Genomic DNA, 14,731 nt, shown 5'->3' with positions numbered 1-14,731 from the left:
AAGAGACGGTAGAACCCGCGGCGTGGTTTCCCGCAAGGGCAGTGAGTTACCCCGTGGATACTGCTGCCGCTCGGTCGGGGTGCGCCGCTACAACGGCCGCGTCGGATTCGATGGACCACCTGTATTCGACGACCGATAACGTGCGGCGCTCAGGAGGCGAATCGGACACCGAGTCCTCCGTCCACGTCCCAGCTCGCGCCCGTCACGAAGCTCGCCGCGCGCGACGCGAGGAACGCGACGACCGCAGCGATCTCGTGGGGCTCTCCGATCCGACCGAGCGGGTGAACGCTCGCAAGTCGCTTCCAGGCTGCTGCCGGGTCCGGCATTTCGTCGTACTGGGCGACCATCGGCGGGGTCCGAACGTACCCGGGGCAGACAGCATTCACACGGACGTCGTCGGCGGCCAACTCGAGGGCCATCGAACGGGTCAGTCCGAGGATTCCGGCCTTGGCCGCGGCGTAGGGGAACAGGCCCGGCCGTGTGAGGTGTGCATGGATCGACGCGATGTTCACGACGGAACCGCCTCCGGCCCGCAGCCCCGACAGCGCCGCCCTCGTGCACAACCAGGCAGCTTTGAGGTCGACCGCCATGAGTGCGTCCCAATCGTCGCTCGTCACCTCCTCGAACGCGGCGGCGCGGCCGACGCCCGCATTGTTGACAAGGACTTCGACGCGCCCGAGCTCCTTCTCTACCTCGGCAAACGCCTCGGGGATACGTGACTCGTCCGAGACATCGCACGAAATGAATCGGTGCCGAGTGCCGAGGCGCGCCGCGGCCGCGCGGCCCGTGATCTCGTTACGGCCCATGACGGCGACCCGCCATCCCTGAGCAGCGAGCGTCATTGCGATCGCGTGGCCGATGCCTTGGGTTCCGCCGGTGACAACCGCGCTCCCGCGATTGTCACCGTGCGGAGCGGGAGCGGCAGAATCGGCGACGTCGTCGCTCACGGTGCCGGGGTGAGATCGGTTGCGGCGGCGGAGGCCTCCTGCGATTCGACGTCGGCCAGGCGCTCCCGCAGCGCGTCGCGAATGTACCGCTGCGAGTCGCTCCCCGTAACGAGTCGCAACGGAGCCGGTGTCACGCCGACCGAGGCGATGATCGCCGCAGCGACCTTCTCCGGATCGCTCACCGAGGGCAGAGCGGGGTTCTGGATACCGCGACTCATCGCAGCGGGAGTCCCGTCGTACGCGGACATCGGCTCCGGCAGGCGCGATCCGCCCACCCGGAAGCCCGTCGCGGCGCTACCCGGTTCAACGATCGTCACCCCGATGTCGAAGGGTGCGAGGTCGCGGGCATTACCCTCCATGAATCCTTCGACCCCCCACTTGCTCGCGTGGTACAGCGACGCCCCGGGGTTTGTTGCCTGTCCGCCGTACGTGGACACCTGGATGAAGCGTCCCCCGCCCTGCTCGCGGAAGTGCGGCACGACTGCCCGGAGCAGCTGGATGGGGCCGATGAGGTTCGTCCCCAACTGGTGTTCGATCTGGTCGTCCGTCAGTTCCTCCGCCGCACCGAAGAGCCCGTACCCGGCGTTGCTGATCACCACGTCGATGCGGCTGAGGTCCGTGAAGGCCGCCTCCACGGCGCGCCGGATCCCGGCGGTGTCGGTCAGGTCGAGTTCCGCCGTCCAGAGAGCGTCGCCGAAGCGTGTCTGCAGGTCCTTGAGGCTCGTCGTGTCGCGAGCCGTCGCGGCCACGCGGTCGCCCCTCTCGAGAAGACGTTCCGCGATGATGCGACCGAATCCTCGATTCGATCCGGTGATGAGCCAGGTCCGTTGAGCCATGTCGTGAATCCCTTCGATGTTGTGGACGGCTACTCTGGCCGCCGGAGAGCCTCCATCGTGCGCGCGAGCCGCACCCGGACCCAGCCCCCGCTTATCCCAGTCCTCAGAGGGACAGCATGACCCTGCCGCTGGCGCGTACCCTCGGAGCGTGGATCAGGACAACCTGCTGGGGGAATTCCTCCATGCACGGCGTGAACTCGTGCATCCCGAGGAAGTGGGACTGCCCGTCGGCCAGAGGCGACGTGTCGCCGGACTGCGCCGCGAGGAAGTCGCATCTCTGGCGGGGATCAGCACGGAGTACTACGTTCGCCTGGAGCAGGGGCGGGACCGGCACCCGTCCGAGCAGGTAGTCGATGCGATCGCCGACGCGCTGAGGCTCGATGTGGAGAGCAAACGGCATGCGTTCGAGCTTGCGAGGGACCGCTCCCGCCAGAGGAAGTTTGCCGGTGCACGTGCCGAAAAGGTACCTGCCGGTGTCCAGATGTTGCTTTCGACGATGAACGTCCCGGCGTTCGTGCTCAATCGGTATCGGGACGTGCTCGCCGTCAACGATCTCGCGACGGCCATGGAGCCGTCACTCGTGGTGGGGAGCAATCGGCTCGTTTCGCTCTTCACGGACCCGGAGGCTCGCGCGTATCACCCGGACCTCGACGCCAACACTGCGAGCGTCGTCGCTCAACTCCGTGCCGACATCGGCACCGACGACAGAGACCCGAGGTACCAGGCCCTCGTCGGAGAACTGTCATTGCGGAGCGAGCAATTCCGACGGCTCTGGGCGCGCCACGACGTCAGGCTTGGCGGGTCGGACTCGGCCATCGTCGAGCACCCCGAGTGGGGCGAGATCCGGTTGCGCCGGGAGAAGCTCGCGATGGTCGGGACCGACCTCGTCCTCGTGATCTACCACGCGGATCCGGGCAGCAGGTCGGCCGACGTCATCGCTCAGCAATGGTTAGCGATAAGGACGGGAGCGGGGGAGGACGGATGAGTCATCGAGGCGACGTTTCAGTCCTCGAGAGGCGGCTCCGTCTTGAGCCGAAGAGGATTCGGGAAGGCGACGTTCGCCATCGAGGGGGCGTCGCGCTTCGCTCCCGCTGACGGCGTGGTGTTCGTCGTTTTGGCGATGCCGAGTTTCGCAGATGTCCTGTGCAGGTGCGAGCCAACCGTCCTATCGTGATTTCGGGGTTTTCACTGCACCACGGTCTGGACGAACCTCCGTATCTCCCCAATGGCCGTGTCCAGTTCAGCCCCCACTCGGCTGAAGTCGTTGTCTCCGGCGCACGCGACAAGCGCTCGTTCCCACGCCAGCATCATCACTCCACTGTGCAATCGGCTCTCCATGGTCCCGGTGGGGAGGCCCATACGTTCGTCATTCGCGGCGGCCAGCGCTTGCGCCCAGACGTCCTGCTGTTGGAGATGGCGCCGTCGGAGCGCGGGTTCGGACTGCCCCAGCGCGATGACGGTCGCCCAGCGTTCCGGCGTTGCCATCACCGAGTCGACCGCGACGTCGAACGCCGCGCGAAAAGCCTGCAGCGACGTCTCACGAGGCGGACGAGCGGCGACAGCTTTCGCCACGGACGAGCCGAGCGACTCCGTCGGCTGCAGGACCGCGTCCTCCTTCGTGGGGAAGTAGCGGAAGAACGTCCGCTCGGAGACCCCGGCGGCGGACGCTATCGCGCTCGCGGTCGTGCCGGTGAAGCCCACCTCTTGAACGAGGCGAACGGCCGCGTCCGTCAGCTCTCCGCGAATCGTCTCGCGCATCCGCTGCCGGATGCCGATGGGATGCGGTTCGGAGTGTTCCATGTGTTCGATCCTACGCTAGAGTCATTCGGTGCCTATGTGGCAGTCACTGACAGATGAGCCGGAGGACTCACGATGAATGAATCGATAGAAATCGGGAAGTACACGATCACGGCGCTCGAGGACGGTGAGTCCCATCTGCCGGCCTCCGCGTACCCGGGAGCGGATTTTTCCGTGTACCCGGGACTCCTGGACGAGGCGGGAACGCATCGAATCCGCATCGGAGCGCACCTGGTGCGCGGGCCGGCGGGAACCTCTCTCATCGATGCCGGTGCTGGGCCACTCTCGTTGCCGTTTCCGCCGGCGCTCGCCATGGCGAACGGCCTGACGAACCCGCCTCGTTACCTGGCCGAAGCCGGATCGCTCCCGGCCTCGCTTGCTGCCGTAGGTGTAGCGCCCGAGGACATCACCGCGATCCTCGTCACCCATCTTCATCTTGATCACGTCGGTTGGGTCATGAAGGACGGCGAACCTTTCTTCGCGAATGCCGACGTGTACTACGGCGCTGAAGACTGGGAGCTGCTTGTAGATGGCGCACCCGATGACGATCCGGCTCGGCTGGTGATGCAGGCCGCCGCTGAGGCGGGCATCCTGCGCACCTTCGCGCCTGGTTCGACTGAGGTCCTCCCCGGTGTCACGGCGACCCATGTTCCCGGGCATACTCCGGGTCATAGGACGATCGAGATCGAGTCGGAAGGTGAACGGATCATCTTCGTTGGTGACCTCGTCGAGCTGCCCGCGCAGCTCGCGGACCGGGAGATCCATTTCATGACCGACCACGACCGGGAAGAATCCGGTGCGGCGCGAGCTGCGCTGTTCGCTCGGGCGAAGTCGGAGGGTGTCGTCATCGCAGCGGCCCACCTCACGAACCCGACTTTCGGGCTGATCACCGAGGATGGTGCCTGGAGGGACGCCAGGGCTCGCTGAGGGCCACGGAAGGACACGGCCGGCGGCGTCGCCACGGGAGAGCGGCTCGCTGAGCCGGCAGAGGGCTGCGCACTGGGTGGATCTCACGCGGTCTCTTGGGGCGGAGACCGTCCGCGGCGTCTCTCGCGACTGCTCGCGACCGCCCGTCGAGCTCGTCCTCCTCATCGCGTTCTTCGCCGAGTGGTACCGGTCGGCCGGTCGGCGGCTCAGCGTGGGCGAGCGCCGCGCCCTTCCCGGCCCGGGCTGACGGAGGTGCTGTGCGCGGATGACGCCCGCAAGTACGACCCTCGCTATGTCGCTGCGCTGGGATGACGTCGTCGTCGATCGCCGTGACCGGCGGACGCTCAGTGGGTCCCGAGCCCCACGTACATGGAGCCGTGCAGGTCGGCGACGTGATCGAAGGCGAGTCGGCTCGCCGCGCCGGCGTCCCGCGCCGTCAATGCGGCGATGAGTTGCGCGTGCTCCTCGTTCGACGACCTCAGGTAGTCGATCCGGTAGGGGATGAAGTAGGCGTAGAGCTCGTGCGAGATCCGATGGTGCAGTTCGCTCGCAGCGGGGAGCCCGGCCGCGGCCACGAGCCGTTCGTGGAACGCCGTGTCCGCCGAGCGGTATCCGGCCCAGTCGGACGCCGTCCGCATCCGTTCCGTGAGCTCGGTGAGTCGCTCGAGATCCGCGTCGCTGCGGGTCGCCGCGGCGACGCTTGCGAGTCCCGCCTCGAGTGCGGCCCGCTGATCGATGAGCGCGTGCACACGGTCTGCATCCTCCCGATACGCGGCGACGGTCGACGTGTCCGCCGCACCTCCGCGGGGCGGGGCGTCGGCGATGAACGTGCCGCCCGCGTTCCCGCGCCGTCGCACGAGGACCCCCTCCTCGCTCAAGGCCCGGTACGCGCGTCTCACCGTCATCGCGCTCACGTCGAACGCGACAGCCGTGTCCTCGGGGGCAGGGAGGCGCTGGCCGGGCCCGAGCATGCCGAGCTCGACCGCGAGGGCGATGCGCGCGCGGACGGTGTCGACGGCCGTCGTGCGCCGGATCGCGCCGAGCGTCGGGGACGAGAGGTCCATCGTGCGCTCCTCGTCTCGAGTCGGTCGGCGCGATCCGCTGCGTCGTCAGTCGGCGACGCCCGCCGCGGTGGTCGACGTGCGAGCGTCGTCATCCTCCTCGACGGCGTCGAGCCGGAACCGCTTCCCCAAGACGATCCCGAGCACGAGCGCGGCGACCGGGATGAGCGCGAGGACCGTGCTCACGGTGACACTTCCACCGGTGACGAGGGTGAAGTTCGACAGGACGAGCCACATCGCGAAGGCCAGTCCGATCACCGCGAGGATCGGGAACACGCGTGCGCCCCACGCGCGTCCCGCCGCGACCTGCGGGCGGCGCGCGAAGAACACGAACACGGCCACCGATGTCGTGAGCATGAGCAGCACCATGCCGACCGTGGCCACGCCCGCCATCGACCCGAAGACTCCGACGAGAGGGTCGAGGCCGGAGAGCGCGAGCAGGGCGAGGATCGCCGCGGCGGTGATCGTCTGCACGATCGACGAGAACGACGGCGAGTGGTGGGTCGTGTGGCGGTGGCCGAGTCGTCCGGGCAGTGCGCCCTTGTGGGCGAGCGTGAACTGGTAGCGCGCGATGACGTTGTGGAACGACAGGACGCACGCGAAGAGGCTCGTGATCAGGAGCACCTGGATGACGTCGCGCATGATGGGGCCGAGGTAGGCGGTGGTCGTGTCGAGGAGGAAGTTCCCCTCGCCCGCGAGCGTCTGCTGCGCGACGGCGACGGCGTTCCCTGCGCCGACGCCCGTGATGAGCGCCCAGCAGGAGACCGCGTAGAACACGCCGATGATGATGACGGCGAGGTACGTGGCACGCGGGATGGTCTTCTCGGGGTCACGCGCCTCGTCGCGGAACACCGCGGTGGCCTCGAATCCGATGAAGCCGGTGAGCGCGAAGAGCACGGCGACACCGATCCCGCCCGTGAAGATGTTGGCCGGGTCGAAGCTCTCGACCGCGACACCGTCCGCTCCGCCGGTCGCGAAGATCACGACGTCGAGGACGACGACCACGAGGATCTCGAGCGCGAGCGCGACGCCGAGCACGCGAGCGCTCAGATCGATGTGCCGGTAGCCGAGCACGGCGACGATCGCCATGGTCGCGAACGCGTAGAGCCACCACGGCAGCGAGGGGCCGCCGAAGAAGGTCACGAGGTCGTCGAGTGCCCAGCCCATGTAGCCGTAGATCCCCACCTGGATGGCGGTGTACGCGACGAGTGCGGTGAATGCGGCACCGAGGCCGAGCCGGGAGCCGAGGCCGGCGGTCACGTACGAGAAGAAGGCCCCGGCCTCCTTCACGAACGGCGTCATGGTCACGAAGCCGACCGAGAAGACGAGCAGGATCACGGCGGCGAGGGCGAAACCGATCGGAGCACCGGCGCCGTTTCCGCTACCGACGGCGATCGGCACATTGCCGCCGATCACCGTGAGCGGAGCGGCGGCGGCGATCACCATGAAGACGATGGAGCCCGTGCCGAGGCGGCCGTCGAGGCGTTGCCGTGGCGGGGCGATGGGGGAGACGGTCATGGGTTCACTTTCATGTGCGGTCCGAGGTCAGCGGCGATGTCGGCGGTGGGGCCGGCGGCGAGGCCGGTGGTCGGGTGGGCCGGGAGTGGAGGAGAGCGGGTCTCAGTAGAGGTCTGTGCGACGGTCGGCGAGGTAGGGGTTCTCCTGCCGTGCGCGTCGGGTGGCCTCGGGATCGATCGTGGCGATCAGGAGGCCGGTGCCATCGGCTCCGAGGGAATCGATGACGACCCCGTCCGGTCCGACGATGCTGCTGCGCCCGACGTAGGTCAGGTCCCCCTCGGACCCGACGCGGTTCACGTAGACGACGTGCAGTTGGTTCTCCCACGCGCGCACGGGGATGAGTCGCTCCGCGATGTGCGCGAACGGTTCCATCTGGGCGGTGGGGACGATGACGACGTCGACGGAGCCGAGTGCTGCGGCACGCACGGTCTCGGGGAACTCCACGTCGTAGCAGATGAGGACGGAGATCGTGACGCCGTCGATCTCGATGGGCTCCGGGAGGGCGTCGCCCGCGACGAAGAGGCCGCGGTCGAGTTCACCGAAGAGGTGGGTCTTCCGGTAGCGCAGGAGTTCCGCCCCGTCGGAGTCGACCACCACGAGGCTGTTCGCGATCGCCCCGTCGCCGACGGGTTCCGGGAACCCGGCGACGACCGCGATGCCGCTGTCGACGGCGATGCGAGCCACGCGGTCGACGAGGTCCGGGGTGGCGAGGGGCGCGAGACGGTCGCCGATGTTGTAGCCGGTGATGAACATCTCGGGCGTGACGAGGACGCGGGCGCCACGATCGACCGCCTCGCGGGCGGCGCGCGACAGGATCCGGAGGTTCGCGTCGACGTCTCCGGGGACTCCGTCGTGCTGGAGTCCGGCGATGGTCAGGGTCATTCGGTCGCTCCCTCTGGATGCGTCGGTGCATCCGATCAAACAGATCAAAATGATCCTAATGATGTCGGTCGTGTTTCGTGCGCGTTACAGCCCGCCCGGATGAGCGCGAGCGTGCTCGGGGACCCGGTACCGCGGTACTACACGCGGGTTCCGAAGGGCAGTCCTGCGGCTGACGCGCTCTCGCGCCGCTGTCCGTAGCGTCGATCCCGAACGAAAGGACGACGCATGATTCACGCACGCGGTCTCACCAAGAAGTACGGTTCTCGCACGGCCGTCGATGGCATCGACTTCACGGTCGAGCCGGGACGGGTCACCGGGTTCCTCGGCCCGAACGGTGCCGGGAAGTCGACGACGATGAGGATGATCGTGGGCCTCGACCGACCCACGGAGGGATCCGTGACCGTGGGCGGACACCCGTACCGCGCGCACCGGGCCCCGCTCCGCGAGGTGGGCGTCCTCCTCGACGCGAAAGCGGTGCACTCGGGTCGCACGGCTTACAAGCACCTCCTCGCGATGGGCGCGACCCACGGCATCGGGAAGGCGCGAGTGCACGAGGTCATCGGCCTCACGGGCCTCGACTCGGTCGCCGGCAAGCGGGTGAAGGGGTTCTCGCTCGGTATGGGGCAGCGCCTCGGCATCGCCTCCGCGCTGCTCGGCGACCCCGCGACACTCATCCTCGACGAACCCGTCAACGGTCTCGATCCGGAGGGCGTCCGCTGGGTGCGCACCCTTGTCCGCGGCCTCGCGGCGGAGGGGCGCACCGTGCTCCTCTCCTCCCACCTCATGAGCGAGATGGCGCAGACCGCGGATCAACTCATCGTGCTCGGTCGCGGCAGGATCCTCGAGAACGCCCCGATCGAGGACGTGATCTCGCGCACGAACGGGACCACGGTCCGCGTGCGCACACCGGACCTCGCCCGACTCGCTGCGCTCCTCGCCGGCGACGGCATCGCGGTGAGTCGTCAGCCGGACGGATCGGCACAGGTCTCCGCTGTCACGCCCGAGCGCATCGGCGAGACTGCGGCCGCGGCCGGGCTGCCGCTCCACGAGCTCACGGTCGTGTCCGGATCGCTCGAGGACGCCTACATGACCCTGACGGCCGACGAGGTCGAGTACCGCACGGCCGCACCCCGGAAGGAGACCGCACGATGACCGCCCTCACCCCTCGCCCCACCGCCCGTCCCGTCCACGCGGCGAGGACGGCGTTCGTCGGACCCGAGTCGCGACTGTCGTTCCCGCGCGTCGTCCGATCCGAGTGGATCAAGATCACGAGTCTGCGCTCGACCGTGTGGTCGCTCCTGATGATCGTCCTCTCGGGCGTGGGGCTCAGTCTTCTCCTGGCCGCGACCATGGAGTCCGCGGGCCTGCCCGACGGGCCCTCCGTCGGATTCACGCTCACGACCGTCACCCTCGGGGTGATGTTCGGGCAGATCGTCGCTGCCGTATTGGGTGTTCTCGCCATCAGCGGTGAATACTCGACGGGGATGATCCGTTCGACGCTCACAGCCGTGCCCACACGCCTTCCGGTCCTCGCCGCGAAGGCCGTGGTGCTCTTCGTGCTCGTCGTGGCCGTCGGACTCGTGACGCTCGTCGGGGCGTGGGCGGCGACGTATCCGCTCTTCGCCGCCGCGGGCATCGCGACGAGCCTCGCCGAACCGGGCTTCTTCGTCGCGATTCTCGGCGCGGCCACCTACCTCGGACTCACCGCGGTCTTCGCGCTCGGGATCGGGACGCTGCTCCGCTCCGCCGCCGGCGGTGTCGCGACGGTGCTCGGCGTCATCCTCGGTCTGCCGCTCTTCCTCCCGCTCGCCGCTCTCGCCTTCGACTGGGTCGCCGATGTCGGGCCGTTCCTGTTCACGTCGGCGGGCGAGGCCATGGCCGCCCTCCCGCTCGATGCGCCCGCAGGCACGGCACCGGTGAGCGGGGGCCCGCTCGAACCGTGGGCGGCCGGGCTCGTCGTGCTCGCATGGACGGGTGTCTCGCTCGTACTCGCGGGCCTCAGCCTCCGCAGGAGGGACGCCTGAACGACGACGAGAAGCGAAGCGCGTCCGACGCCCCTGACGGGGCGCCGGGCGCGCTCGCGTTGCCGCGGCCTCCGGGCGTCGTCCGTCGGTTCTTCCGTGAGCATCCGTGGGTCACGGACTCACTCCTGGCGCTCGTCTACCTCGTCGGGGCAAGCCTGCTCGCCGTGCTCGCGAGCGAGGACGGCGCCCCGCTCTGGATCGTCGTCCCCCTCGCGCTCGCCGGAACCGCCGCGCTACTGTTCCGCCGCCGCCGTCCGGTGCTCGTCTTCGCCGTCGCCAACGTCCTGTACCTCTTGTCCACGCTCGCGGGCACGACCGCCGAGAGCGTGTTGCCCCTCCTCGCGATCTACGCCGTCGGCGTCTATCGGTCCAGCCGGGCCGCGTGGGCGTGCTTCGGCGTCGGTTCGGCCGCCGCAGCCGCCGACGGTTTGCTGCTCGCGTTCCGTACCCGTTTCGGGAGCCCGATCCTCGAGCCGATCGAACCCCCGGTCTCGGGCGACCTGCTTGCGGACTGGACGAACAACACCGTGGGTGTCGTCGTCATGCTGCTCATCGCGACCCTCATCGGCACGAACATTGGGGGGCGCGTGCGGTACGTCGCGGCGCTCGTCGACCGGGCGGCGCAGCTCGCCCGCGAACGTGACCAGCAAGCCGAGATCGCGAGTGCGCAAGAGCGCGAGCGGATCGCGCGCGAGATGCACGACGTCATCGCGCACAGTCTCTCCGTCATGGTCGCCCTCTCCGAGGGTGCGAGCGCCGCCGTGGAGGCCCGACCGGATCAGGCGAAGCTCGCCATGGGGCGCGCGGCCGAGACGGGACGGAGGACGCTCGGCGAGGTGCGCCGGCTCCTCGCCTCGGTGCGCTCGGATGCCCACGGCGATGCGGTGGAGGTCATGCCCCAGCCGGGCGCCGGGGACATCGTCACGCTCATCGAGGAATTCGAGCGGGCGGGGCTCCCCGTCCGACTCGATCTCGTGGGCGTCCCCTCGGCGGATGCTGCGCTCGGCCTCACGGTCTATCGGATCCTGCAGGAGTCGCTCACGAACGCCTTGCGGCACGCGCGCGGCGCGACCGTGGTCGTCGCGCGCGTCGAGTGGTCGGCCGCAGCCGTCGAGATCACGGTCGAGGACGACGCCCCGGTGCGCCCCGGCGCCGGGTCGGACCCCGGCCGCGGGCTCGTGGGGATCCGCGAACGTGCGGCGCTGTACGGGGGTCGAGCGACGATCGGACCCCGGGAACCGAACGGGTGGCGCGTCGTCGTCCGCCTTCCGAGAAGAGGAGACAACGCGTGAGCGCAACCATCAGGATCCTGATCGCCGACGATCAGGAGCTCGTGCGCTACGGCATGCGACTCGTGCTCGAGGCCGAGGCCGACCTCGAGGTCGTCGGCGAGGCGGAGGACGGCGCGGCGGCGGTGCGGGCGGTCCAGCGGCTGCGGCCCGACGTCGTCCTCATGGACGTGCGCATGCCGGGCGTCGACGGGATCGAGGCGACGCGGCGCATCACGTCGCTCTACCCGGAGACCCGTGTCCTCGTCCTCACGACCTACGACCTCGACGACTACGCCTTCGGCGCGCTGCGCGCCGGAGCCTCGGGATTCCTGCTCAAGGACACGCGACCGGCGGCCCTCACGAGTGCGATCCGCGCCGTCGCGGACGGCGACGCCGTCGTCGCCCCGCGCGTGACGGCGAAGCTCATCGAGCTCGCCTCCCCGCGGCTGCCGGGGCCTGCTCGGAACGACGCGGACACGGCGCTGTCGGTGCTGACGGCTCGGGAGCGCGAGGTCCTCCAGCGCATCGGCGAGGGCGAGACGAACGGCGAGATCGCCGAGCGCTTCTTCCTGAGCGAGTCCACCGTGAAGACCCACGTGAGCCGGATCCTCTCGAAGCTCGGGCTCCGTGACCGGGTGCAAGCGGTGATCCTCGCCTACGACCTCGGCGTCGTCGGTCGCTGACCGGAGTGACAACGCGCCGAACCGGCCCCGTCCGCTCGTGCGGCGCCTCCGAACGGGAGCGCGCGCGACGGATGGGGCCGGTTCGGGCAGGCCCGCCTCGAGGGGCGGTCAGCCCACCGGGTCCGCGGAGACGAGAACCTTCATGCCTCGTCCCGCGCGCAACTCCGCAAGCGAGTCGACGACGGCATCGAGGCCGACGGTCGTGACCCAGCCGGTCGTGTCATACGCTCCCCGGGCCATCGCCGCGATGACGGCGTCGAAATCAGCCTGTGAATAGCCGAGTGTGCCGGCGATCTCCGTCTCCGCCATCACGAGCATCGTGGGGTTGAACTCGAAGCCGCGTTCGTGGAGCGCGACGATGACGACGCGGCCGAGCGGAGTGAGGTTCACGATCGCCGACGTGACAGCTGCTCCTGCTCCCGCGGCGTCGAACGCGACATCGACACCGCGGCCGCCGGTCGCCTCGGCGACGCGCCCCGCGAGATCCTCAGAGGTCGGGTCGACGAGCAGGTCCGCGCCGAGCGCCGCGATCGCCGCGCGCCGGGATTCGCTGGGCTCCGAGACGATGATCGTCTCCACTCCGTGCGCCCGGAGCGCGAACCAGACGCCGATGCCGATGGGGCCGGCGCCCGCGATGAGTGCCGTTTGACCGGGCCGTACATTGCTGCGCTCGACGGCGTGCCATGCGACGGACATGGGCTCGACGAGTGCTCCGAGCGTCAGGTCTACGTTCTCGGGGAGCACGTGGAGCTTCTCCGCCGGCACGGTCGTGAACTCCGCCATGCCACCGCCGTCGGACGTCAGGCCGTGGAACCCGATCTTCGTGCATGCATTGAAGGCGCCCTTCTCGCACGCGGCGCATTCGCCGCAGTAGTAGACGGGCCAGACGGCGACTCTGTCGCCGACGGACACGTTCGTGACGCCATCACCGAGCTCGACGACGGTGCCGGAGAACTCGTGCCCGAGCACTTGCGGCGGGGTCGAACCCGTGACGGGGTGCGGTTTCGTGAAATCGAGGCCGGACGCTTCCGGCGAGTAGTAGACGTGCAGGTCGGATCCGCAGATGCCGGCGAAGGCGTTGCGGAGCTTGACCATTCCCGGAGCGGGAGTGGGCTCGGGGACGTTCTCGATGCGGAGGTCCTCCTTGGCGTGGAACACGGCGGCTTTCATCGTCGATCCTTTCCGTTGATCGTGCTGGTGGGGTGGTTCAACCGAGGAAGGGGCGCAGATCCGGATAGCCGGACGTCGCCCACGCTCCGTCGACGACGAGGTTCTCGCCCGAGATGTACGACGCGTCGTCGCTCGCGAGGAAGAGGGCTGCCGATGCGATCTCGGCGGGATCCGCCGCGCGTCCGAGCGGGATCCGCTCCATGTACGCCTCCTGAACGCCGGGGATGCTCGTGAGTCCGCCCGTCATCGGGGTCGAGACGAGACCCGGCGAGACGGCGTTGACGCGGATCCCGTGCTCGGCGAGTTCGAGTGCCGATTGCTTCACGAGCATCGCGGCGCCGGCCTTCGACGCGGTGTACCCGACGCCGAAGAACATCGGGACGAGAGAGTTGAGTGACGCGATCGTGACGATCGCGCCCGGCTTCTTCTCCGCGATGAAGGCTCGAGCGGCCGAACGGGTGCCGTAGAACGCGCTGTACAAGTTGAGCTTGACCGTGAAGTCCCAGTCCTCAGCGCTCACGTCGAGGAGGCTGCCGGCCTTGGATCCGCCCGCGACGTTGAACATCGCGTCGAGGGTGCCGTACGTGGACACGGCCGTGTCCACCACGGACTGGACGTCGTCCTCCTGAGTCACGTCGGCGCGGATCCCCGTGACGTTCTCGCCGAACCTGTCCGACGCGGTGGAGACGAGTTCCTCGTTGACGTCGGCGACGACGACACGGGCTCCCTCGGCGAGCAATCGCTCGGTGATCTTCGCGCCGATGCCGGAGACGCCCCCGGTGACGACCGCGACGCGGTTCTCGAAACGTGTGGACATGGTGCTCCTTCCGGCGCCTGCTCCTTTGGCGGCGACCATATCCAGGCTACGCCTATCGGACACATGTTTGATAGTCCGTCGGGTGTCATCATGGAGCCATGGATCCCCGTCAAGCCCGCACCTGGTCGAGGCTCGTCGAGGTCGTGCACGAGATCGCCGCGGAACAGCCCATCGACGAGGTCAGCGTGGCGGAACTCGCACGTCGAGCGGCGATCACCCGCGACACGTTCTATCGTCACGCGAGCGGACCCGCAGACCTGCTGGCCCGGGTCCTTCGAGCGGAACTCGACGAACTGCTCGCCGACTTCAGCAAGGATGCGGACTCCCGAGGAGGAGGCCTCGCGGTCTTCGACGTCGCTGAGCGCGCGCTCCTCGCGCACATGCGCGAGCACCGCTCCATCTACCGCGGCGCGATGTCGCCGCGATTGGTGCCGGCGCTCCGCGACATGCTCGTCGACACCATCGAGCGGTCACTTCTCGATCTTCTGGAGCGGCATTCGGAGATCGCCCCCGATGGCCCGGCCGGCGTGGACCGTGCCCGCCAATTGCGCGTGTCCGCCGCCTATGCGGCGTCCGGCACGATCGGCGCGATCGAGGTGTGGCTCGCGGACGACGAGCCGGCGGCGTCGGACGATGCGGCGCGCGCGATCCTCGCGGCGTCGCCCGCATGGTGGTTCACGCCCGTGGAGTGAGCAACGCGGCGCTCGCGGCCCGGCAGGTGCTCGCCACCCCTGACGGCCGGGGAGGTTGCGGATTTCGTACATTTCACCGCTAGGGACGGTGGTAATCCTCCGTCGG

General features: G+C 68.9%; 16 protein-coding genes. 8 read left to right on the top strand and 8 right to left on the bottom strand.

Annotation, left to right across the window (positions count from 1 at the left end; all coding sequences use genetic code 11):
* Positions 1–149: 149 nt before the first annotated feature.
* Together ELQ92_RS14485 and ELQ92_RS14480 are read right to left on the bottom strand one after the other, a co-directional pair.
* Complete coding sequence (locus ELQ92_RS14485) at positions 150–947, bottom strand: SDR family NAD(P)-dependent oxidoreductase (protein WP_166426808.1); 798 nt, start codon at positions 945–947, stop codon at positions 150–152.
* Positions 944–1,783 carry an SDR family oxidoreductase gene (locus tag ELQ92_RS14480; RefSeq protein WP_128500039.1) on the bottom strand — a complete coding sequence of 280 codons (840 nt, stop codon included), beginning with the start codon at positions 1,781–1,783 and terminating at the stop codon, positions 944–946. The genes ELQ92_RS14485 and ELQ92_RS14480 overlap by 4 nt, the downstream gene beginning before the upstream one ends.
* A 148-nt stretch (positions 1,784–1,931) precedes the next feature.
* Between ELQ92_RS14480 and ELQ92_RS14475 the strand changes: the two genes are divergently transcribed.
* Complete coding sequence (locus tag ELQ92_RS14475; protein WP_243695055.1) at positions 1,932–2,768, top strand: helix-turn-helix domain-containing protein; 837 nt, start codon at positions 1,932–1,934, stop codon at positions 2,766–2,768.
* A 200-nt stretch (positions 2,769–2,968) separates the two neighbouring features.
* Here ELQ92_RS14475 and ELQ92_RS14470 read toward each other — a convergent pair whose 3' ends face one another.
* Positions 2,969–3,583: a TetR/AcrR family transcriptional regulator gene (locus ELQ92_RS14470; RefSeq protein WP_128500037.1), complete on the bottom strand. Its 615-nt coding sequence runs from the start codon at positions 3,581–3,583 to the stop codon at positions 2,969–2,971.
* A 171-nt stretch (positions 3,584–3,754) separates the two neighbouring features.
* On the opposite strand from ELQ92_RS14470, the gene ELQ92_RS14465 reads away from it, so the two are divergent.
* The gene (locus tag ELQ92_RS14465) at positions 3,755–4,507 is read left to right on the top strand and encodes an MBL fold metallo-hydrolase (RefSeq protein ID WP_166426807.1); all 753 of its coding nucleotides are present in this window, start codon (positions 3,755–3,757) and stop codon (positions 4,505–4,507) included.
* Between the two features lie 76 nt (positions 4,508–4,583).
* A complete protein-coding gene (locus ELQ92_RS16355) occupies positions 4,584–4,754 on the top strand; it encodes a hypothetical protein (RefSeq protein WP_166426806.1) in 171 nt (56 codons plus the stop codon).
* Positions 4,755–4,851: 97 nt separating this feature from the next.
* On the opposite strand, the gene ELQ92_RS14460 is transcribed toward ELQ92_RS16355, so the two are convergent.
* From ELQ92_RS14460 to ELQ92_RS14450, 3 genes are all read right to left on the bottom strand, one after another.
* Positions 4,852–5,571, bottom strand: a complete 720-nt coding sequence (locus tag ELQ92_RS14460; protein WP_128500035.1) for a FadR/GntR family transcriptional regulator — start codon at positions 5,569–5,571, stop codon at positions 4,852–4,854.
* 45 nt (positions 5,572–5,616) lie between these two features.
* Positions 5,617–7,086 (bottom strand): APC family permease, encoded by a 1,470-nt coding sequence (locus tag ELQ92_RS14455; RefSeq protein WP_128500034.1) that lies wholly within the window; start codon positions 7,084–7,086, stop codon positions 5,617–5,619.
* Positions 7,087–7,188: 102 nt separating this feature from the next.
* Positions 7,189–7,968: a carbon-nitrogen hydrolase family protein gene (locus tag ELQ92_RS14450; protein WP_208004403.1), complete on the bottom strand. Its 780-nt coding sequence runs from the start codon at positions 7,966–7,968 to the stop codon at positions 7,189–7,191.
* Positions 7,969–8,193: 225 nt separating this feature from the next.
* Here ELQ92_RS14450 and ELQ92_RS14445 point away from each other — a divergent pair, with 225 nt between their 5' ends.
* Genes ELQ92_RS14445 through ELQ92_RS14430 form a run of 4 tightly spaced genes read left to right on the top strand, consistent with a single transcriptional unit; the run spans position 8,194 to position 11,946 of the window.
* Entirely contained in the window at positions 8,194–9,120 is a 927-nt protein-coding gene (locus ELQ92_RS14445; protein WP_128500033.1) for an ABC transporter ATP-binding protein, read from the top strand.
* Positions 9,117–9,992 (top strand): ABC-2 transporter permease, encoded by an 876-nt coding sequence (locus ELQ92_RS14440; protein ID WP_128500032.1) that lies wholly within the window; start codon positions 9,117–9,119, stop codon positions 9,990–9,992. The genes ELQ92_RS14445 and ELQ92_RS14440 overlap by 4 nt, the downstream gene beginning before the upstream one ends.
* Positions 9,935–11,284: a sensor histidine kinase gene (locus ELQ92_RS14435; RefSeq protein WP_128500031.1), complete on the top strand. Its 1,350-nt coding sequence runs from the start codon at positions 9,935–9,937 to the stop codon at positions 11,282–11,284. The genes ELQ92_RS14440 and ELQ92_RS14435 overlap by 58 nt, the downstream gene beginning before the upstream one ends.
* A gap of 53 nt (positions 11,285–11,337) precedes the next feature.
* Positions 11,338–11,946 (top strand): response regulator, encoded by a 609-nt coding sequence (locus tag ELQ92_RS14430; protein ID WP_208004405.1) that lies wholly within the window; start codon positions 11,338–11,340, stop codon positions 11,944–11,946.
* Between the two features lie 108 nt (positions 11,947–12,054).
* Here the strand turns inward: ELQ92_RS14430 and ELQ92_RS14425 are convergent, their stop codons facing one another.
* Entirely contained in the window at positions 12,055–13,116 is a 1,062-nt protein-coding gene (locus tag ELQ92_RS14425) for a 2,3-butanediol dehydrogenase (RefSeq protein ID WP_128500029.1), read from the bottom strand.
* Between the two features lie 37 nt (positions 13,117–13,153).
* On the bottom strand, positions 13,154–13,933 hold the full coding sequence (locus ELQ92_RS14420) for an SDR family NAD(P)-dependent oxidoreductase (protein ID WP_166426805.1): 780 nt from the start codon (positions 13,931–13,933) through the stop codon (positions 13,154–13,156).
* A gap of 98 nt (positions 13,934–14,031) precedes the next feature.
* On the opposite strand from ELQ92_RS14420, the gene ELQ92_RS14415 reads away from it, so the two are divergent.
* On the top strand, positions 14,032–14,625 hold the full coding sequence (locus tag ELQ92_RS14415) for a TetR/AcrR family transcriptional regulator (RefSeq protein WP_128500027.1): 594 nt from the start codon (positions 14,032–14,034) through the stop codon (positions 14,623–14,625).
* Positions 14,626–14,731 lie beyond the last annotated feature (106 nt).

Origin of the sequence: Labedella populi (assembly GCF_004078655.1) — a bacterium.
Classification (GTDB): domain Bacteria; phylum Actinomycetota; class Actinomycetes; order Actinomycetales; family Microbacteriaceae; genus Labedella; species Labedella populi.
Note: the sequence above shows the minus strand (reverse complement) of the source record. Positions and strands in the feature narration are given on the sequence as shown.